At 52.5% G+C, this 6517-nt stretch carries 3 protein-coding genes and 1 pseudogene; 2 read left to right on the forward strand and 2 right to left on the reverse strand.

Annotation, left to right across the window (positions count from 1 at the left end):
* Positions 1–27 precede the first annotated feature (27 nt).
* A complete protein-coding gene (locus H6F80_RS11030) occupies positions 28–219 on the reverse strand; it encodes a hypothetical protein (RefSeq protein WP_190791604.1) in 192 nt (63 codons plus the stop codon).
* A 296-nt stretch (positions 220–515) separates the two neighbouring features.
* Positions 516–713, reverse strand: a pseudogene (locus H6F80_RS11035) (DDE-type integrase/transposase/recombinase); the annotation flags it as partial.
* 705 nt (positions 714–1418) lie between these two features.
* Here H6F80_RS11035 and H6F80_RS11040 point away from each other — a divergent pair.
* Both H6F80_RS11040 and H6F80_RS11045 read left to right on the forward strand, forming a co-directional pair.
* Positions 1419–3914, forward strand: coding sequence for a metallophosphoesterase family protein (locus H6F80_RS11040; RefSeq protein WP_190791606.1), 2496 nt, complete (start codon positions 1419–1421; stop codon positions 3912–3914).
* Positions 3915–3937: 23 nt separating this feature from the next.
* Positions 3938–6517: DUF6603 domain-containing protein (locus H6F80_RS11045; RefSeq protein ID WP_199296507.1), on the forward strand; the 2580-nt coding region annotated here is incomplete at its 3' end.

The following is a 6517-nucleotide window of genomic DNA, read 5'->3' on the forward strand; positions in this document are numbered from 1 at the left end:
CCAACTAAGGCTGCCTAGATATGCGTTTTAGATATACATGGCAAAATAATCGTGACTTTCGGTATTCATAAATATCGTCACTTCTTCTTTCGCCTGTTCATCATGAGTTGCTGTGACTAAAAGTCTGAGATCTTCGTCAGAAATAAAGTCACCGCAGCATTCATTTGCCGATACTGCCTGATTCATTTTCTTGGGATAGCTCAGGTTTAGATTATTCATAATCGTGATGAACTGGCTGCGGGTGCGATCGGCAAAGCGGGGATTCGATCGCTGGTTTCAAGAGCAGTTGCGCCAACTACCCGAATTTGACCAGCGCTGAATAAGCCTGAAACCACAAGTTGAATAAACAGAGCGCAATGTCAAGCATTAACGATATAGATTTGGTTTTTCGCTTAATAAAAACCGAAGGTAATTGAACTTAGAGGACATCGCCATGAATTTCACTTCTCTGCGCCAAGCACGGTTGTATCGCGAATAATTCTTGAGGACAGATGATTCTTGTACAGAGAACGAGGCTATGCTACGGCTCCAAAAATTTGACACACGAGTGCTGCCTGAGCAATTACATCTCCTCGTTCTATATCTTTGACTTGTCCTTTTCTCATCCTATTCATTGCCTCGATCCCGCTCAGAGTTTTTCTGGCACTGTTAAACGACTTGAACCCCATCATCAGCTTCACAACCCGCTTGATGTTCCGATGATCCTGTTCAATGTGCTATGTCGCTCCCTAAATCCCTCAAATTGTTTTTTGCCGCGCTTTAAGTGCGAGGGGAACTTTGAAAGTAAGGTTAATCTGGTTTAGTTTCCTCAATTTTGAGGGGCTAGGGGAGCGGTTTGAGTCAGGAATGCCAATTGAGAAAAGACCAGCAATGGTCACTCGTTGGTCGCCTGCCTTACGACAAATATGGTTTCGAAACCGAGCAGGGGGCAACCTACCTGCTTAGGTCAACAACTCTTCTCATGCTTCCTTTCCTTTATCTCCATCATTTTCGATACATTTACCCTATTGTTGCTTTCATCTTTGTTAAGAAAAACTTGACTTCAAATCTTGTATAGAACGATTCAGAATTTCATCGTCATATTGAGGTGAATTTGTAAATATATCCGTCATTTCCTCACCTGCTGAAAAAGTTGTGCCACACTTTGTTTATGGCAATTTGTTATTGAATTAGTAGGAGACTAATGTGTTTGAGGTGCATCCCTCAGCGTTACAGTTTCCTCAACGATCTTGCTCAGGTTCTGTTCTCTTGGGGATTATCTCCAGGTTATCTTCAGGTCATTTTCCGTTTAACACATTTGGTTTAGCACACTTGATTCAGCTTATTTCATTCAGTATGCTGCATCAGGACCAATATCAGGAGATTGATATCAGGGTACGCCACATCTTCGATTTCTCCTCAGCAGGATGGGTTGCCTTATGCCAGATTTTAATGCGCTACCGCTGATCCTTGCGGGTCCGATCGTGCGGCGAGTTGAGCCAACGCTGGTTTCGGTGTGGATTGCATTATCGGCGGCGCGGACGGTGGAACTGGCGCTGTGGGTAGGTGAAATCGTCGTGCCAACTGCTAGCGACTTTTTTGGCAGTGCAGGAGCTGCCCATCGACGCAGTACCGCTTCAATTCGGATTGGCGAAAAGCTGCACTTTGCGCTGGCGACGATCGACCTGACGGCTTCGCCGCTAATTCCTGGTCAAAATTACGCTTACAACCTCGTTTTCACAGGTCCAAATAACAAAGACCTCAGTACCGAAAAGTATTTAGAAGATAAGGGTCCGGCGATCGAACCTACACGGCTAGCATTAGGTTACTTAGCTGGGCGGCTACCAACCTTTGCGCTGCCTCCAGCCGAAATCGAAAATTTGCGGATTGTGCATGGCTCCTGCCGCAAGGCACATGGACATGGGGCAGATGGACTGGTGGCACTGGACAAAGTGATTGAGCGCACGCGCGCAGAACCCTTGCAGCGACCACACCAGCTCTTTCTTACCGGCGATCAGGTTTATGCAGACGATGTGCCGATGATGCTTTTGCCCCAGCTCACCGTGGCGGGAAATGCGCTGCTGGGCGCGCCTGAAACCCTGCCGCTCACAACTTCTAGCGGAACGCAAAACGTGCAGGTCACGACTGCCAACTTTCCGACGACTTGGCGGCAGGAACTCGTGCGGCAACAAGCCAGGATGAGCAGCGGAGAAGCGTCCAGCCATGTCCTGTCGTTTGGCGAGTTCTGCGCGCTGTATTTGTTTTACTGGTCGAATGTGCTGTGGGACGATTTCGCCAGCAAAGACACGCTGTTTCCCGAATGCCCGGACGATCGATGTCGGGATGCCAACACAATCGTCTCCGGATTGCCTGCCCATCTGCGCGATCTGTATCCGCCACCCCCTCCCGGAAGTTCTAGAAACGATCGCAAAGACCGCATCGACGATCGCAACAAACTACGAGAGGATTACAAGAAACAGCTAGAGGAGGTGAAGACCTTCAAAAAGGCTCTGCCCTATGTGCAGCGAGTTTTAGCAAATGTTCCGACTTATATGATCTTTGACGATCATGAGGTGACGGATGATTGGTATCTGACGCAGGATTGGCGCGACCGGGTATTGACCAGTCCGTTGGGGGTTACGGTGGTGCGAAATGGACTGCTGAGCTTTGCGCTGTTTCAAGCCTGGGGTAATCATCCGAAGCGATTTGAAACCGGCGATCACGCCCAACTGCTGACGCAAGCCCAGGCACTGTTTCCGGCGGCAGGCGGACCCGTTACCTCAGTCGCAAACCAGATCGATACGCTGTTTGGCTTAGGGGGAATAGATCCGAAAATTGACTGGCACTTTACCGTGCCTACGGGTCCAACGACAACGGCAGTGCTCGATACCCGCACAAGGCGCAGCTATGTCGGTCGCTATAATCCACCGGGATTGATCAGTGCTGCTAGCCTGGATGCCCAACTGCCTGCGTCCCTGGCTCCTTCACCGGGGGCAGAACTGCTGTTTGTCGTGTCAGCGGCTCCAGTTCTGGGCCTGGCACTGATCGAAGAAGTGGCACAGCCGCTGGGGGCACGCGGGTACGCTGATTTCTTTATGTCCGTGATCTGGAATCAAACGCCGAAGATTACGGGCTACATGGAATTTGACATGGAGGCATGGTCGCTAGACGCACCTCAGTTAGAAGCGTTGTTTGCCCGATTGAATCAGTTCAAAAAAGTCGTGATTCTCAGTGGCGATGTTCACTACAGCTACAGCGCAGAAATGGACTACTGGAAGCGCGGCCAGCCCACACCGACGCGATTTGTGCAGGTTACATCCAGTGCCCTCAAGAATGAATGGAGTGCAGTCGCCAAGCGATCGCTCGAAACCGTGACCGTGCAGGAGCTATTGCACAAAGCTTTTTATCCGGTGGCGCGACTGGGCTGGGATAGTCCGATCGATCTGGTGGGTCGGGTGAACGTGCCGGGAGGAGCGATTCCTCGTAGTAAACGCGCCCTGCTGCGTCGTACTCCGGTTGTGCTGCCGGCAGAAGGCTGGGCAGCGGGCAGCAGCATTGACGAACCGTCGGATTGGGCTTGGCGCACCAGTTTGGTGAAGGATAATCGACCCGATGACGAAAGCGCCGAAGCTCGCCCCAAAGATGCCCAGGCGACGCGGATTCAGCCCGATTTGATTCCGGCGGACTCGGAGGCTGGCTATGTAGCAGTGCTGGGTCGGGGCGAAAAGCAGCTCGAAGCCAAAATTGCCCGATCGGTGGTGTTTGCCTCGAACTTTGGACTGGTGCGGTTTACAGGCACGAATGTCGATCGTGGAGTGCAGCACGCGTTGATTTACGACCATCCGCAAGACAAAAAAGACGACGATCCGCAGGAATACACGGTGTACAGCCTGACGCTAGTTTCTACATCAGACAGTCAGCCAACAATTTCCTAGTCCGGCACGGGGAGGGGGAAAGGGTGAGTTCGGAGAACATTCGCAATGATTTGCAGCAGTTAGTGAGCGAGATTCGAGACATCCTGGAGCCGATCTCCAGAAGCGTCAGCGATGAAGGCGTCCGGCGCGAGATTTTGCTGTCGCTGGGGCTAAACCCGTCTGGCTCGACACCCGCGCTCAATGTTCCCCCGGCATCGCTTGCCAGCATTGACGCTTATCGGCAGCAGGCGGCGGACGATGTTGATTTGCAAGCCTTTATTAGCGTGCTGTCGGACATCACACGAGTTGTTCAGGCACTGATTGACTTAGTCGCAGCGGCGGCAGCGGCGGATAGCGATGCTCCCGCAGGGTTTGTCGTCGAGGAAGCAGTCAGCTTTTATCTGGAGTCGATCGTCCTTGGCTATTTGCGAGTGCGAAATCCGGGCGTTTACATTACAGCCAGTGCCCTGAGGCTAATCGAAGAGCAGGGAATTCGCTTTGGCGGCATTACGCAGCTTTTGTTTCGCATCGGCGAATACTTTGAAAGCATTGGCGTGTCGATCGACGATATGCAAACCGACGAAGATGCCAAACGCGCCTCTGATGTGATTCTGTTTGTTTTAGGGGTGGCGATCGCCTCGCTGGTTGAATGTGAGTTTGTTTATGGCTACGATGCAGGACTACTCAGCGAAAGCCCGATCGCCGATGCTGCCTCGAACCGAACGCTGACGCTGAAGATCAAAGGCAAAACCAAAGATGCCGAAGAGAACGAAGTCGAAGGGTCGCTGCTGCTGAGCCTGGTATTGGTGCCGCGCGATCATGGCGGCGTGGGGGTGCTGACGCGCATCAAAGGCAACGGCTCGCTGGAAGTGCCGATCACTAAAAATTTGAGCTTCAAGATCGATGTCAACGGTCCTGATTTTCTAATTTATTTCGGCGATGGGTCGCTGGATTTCCCGGAGTCTACGGATGCTTCGCTGGGTATTAGCCTGATCTATAAATCCAAGCCACCGTCCGAGTCAGAAGCGGGCGAGCCAGAGGAAGCAAAGGAGGTTATCTGGGGCGATCGCAACGGCATCCACCTGCGGATTGGCAGCGCGAAGCTGGAAGGGGAAGCTGGTCCTAACGATCAGAGCTTCAAGTTAGAGCTAAAAGAAAATGCCTTTGTGCTGGCAACCAAAGCAGCAGATGGTTTCCTGAAAAAGATGCTGGATGCTGTGACCAGCAATGGCAAGCTAGAAACCGAATTTGACTTTAATTTTGGCTACAAAAAGCGCAAATGGTTTGTGGGCGGCGGCATGGGCTTGATGATGAGTCTGCCGCTGCATGAGACTGTACTGTTTGTGAAGATGCACACGCTGACCGTGGGGCTGGCGATCGGCGAAACGGCAGGCGAGGAACCGGGCATCAAACTGGAAGCGTCCCTCAGCTTTGGGCTGGATCTGGGGTCGCTGCAGGCATCGGTCGATCGGATTGGCTTAGTGGGACTGGTAATTTTTGAAAGCGGCAAGTTCACGCTCGGATTCAAACCGCCGAATGGGGTGGGTCTTGCCGTCGATGCGGTGGCGGTTCGGGGCGGAGGTTTTCTATTATTTGATCCCGATCGCCAGGAATATGCGGGTGGGCTGGAACTGAGTATCGCGCTGAGTAAATTAACGCTGACAGTGACGGCGATCGGTTTGATTACGACGCGCTTGCCAGATGGAAGCGATGGCTTTTCACTGCTGGCAATTCTGGCGGTTGAGTTTAGTCCGGCGTTTCAGCTTGGATTGGGCTTTACGCTGAACGGTATCGGCGGTATTTTGGGACTGAATCGCACGATGCGGTTGGAGGCAATGGCAGCAGGCATCAAGAGCGGTGCGGCAGAGCGAATTCTGTTTCCGCGCAATATTGTTGCCAACGCCTCGCGGATTATTAGCGATTTACGTGCCTTTTTCCCCCCACTCAACAATACTTTCCTGATCGGCGGAATGCTGAAGCTGGGCTGGGGTACGCCGACGCTGGTGACGCTATCCCTGGGCGTGATTATTCAGATTCCGCCTGGTACCGTGGCAATTCTGGGCGTGCTGCTGGTGCAGTTGCCCACGCCAGAGGCAGCTTTGTTGCAGCTCAAGGTCGGCTTTTTGGGAGCATTTGAGCCAGACCGTCAGCGTGCCTGGTTTTATGCCACGCTCTACGATTCGCGGATTTTGCAGATGACGCTGGAAGGCGGACTGGGTGTCCTGGTTGCCTGGGGCAACGAAAGCAATTTTGTGATTTCGGTGGGTGGCTTTCATCCGCAGTTCACCCCGCCGCCGCTGCCCTTCCCGATTCCCGATCGCCTGGCGATTAATATTCTGAATTATCCGCTGGCACGAATTCGGGTGATGGCATATTTTGCGGTCACATCGAACACAGTGCAGTTTGGGGCACGCGCAGAGCTGTTCTTTGGCTTCGACAGCCTTAGTCTTGAAGGGCATTTGGGGCTGGATGTGCTGTTTCAGTTTTCGCCTTTCTATTTCATTGTTGAAATCTCAGCATCGATTTCACTCAAGGTGTTCGGTGCAGGGCTGTTTTCGGTGCGGCTGCGCGGTTCGCTGGAAGGCCCAACCCCGTGGCGGCTGCGGGGAGCAGCATCGGTTTCT

Origin of the sequence: Leptolyngbya sp. FACHB-711 (genome assembly GCF_014695615.1) — a bacterium.
In the GTDB taxonomy this organism is placed as follows: Bacteria; Cyanobacteriota; Cyanobacteriia; order Elainellales; family Elainellaceae; genus Leptolyngbya_A.